Source organism: Paraburkholderia sp. J63, from assembly GCF_905220245.1.
In the GTDB taxonomy this organism is placed as follows: Bacteria; Pseudomonadota; Gammaproteobacteria; order Burkholderiales; family Burkholderiaceae; genus Paraburkholderia.
In genome coordinates this window covers 1-350 of record NZ_CAJMZF010000199.1, presented here as the reverse complement: position 1 = coordinate 350, position 350 = coordinate 1, and the positions used below count along the sequence as shown (strand labels likewise).

Sequence of the window (350 nt, the reverse complement as noted above, 5' to 3'; positions counted from 1 at the left end):
CTACCCTGGCCTTCAGCATGAGCATGCCGGGTACGGCGCTGGCCGGCACGCCTGTCGCAAACGGCACGGCACTGCAAGGCAGGTATGACAACGCCAGTACCGACTACAACCAATACTCGTTCCGCGTCGGCGACTACGTGCCGGGTGCGAATACGGATAGCACGAACTCGAACGGCGCCTATGTGTCGATCGGCATCTACGCCTTCACCGGCGTCAACAAGACCGACGACGCGATCTTCGGTCTGAACGGCTACAACCTCAACGGCCGCGGTGGCGGCGTCGCGCTGGGCGACAGCGCCACGGTAACGGGTGAAACGGGCATTGCGCTGGGCGCCCACTCGACGGCCTCA

At 64.3% G+C, this 350-nt stretch carries 1 protein-coding gene; it reads left to right on the top strand.

Annotation, left to right across the window (positions count from 1 at the left end; all coding sequences use genetic code 11):
* Positions 1-17: 17 nt before the first annotated feature.
* A partial coding sequence (locus U5775_RS39160; RefSeq protein WP_322063466.1) for a hypothetical protein occupies positions 18-350 on the top strand: 333 nt, incomplete at its 3' end.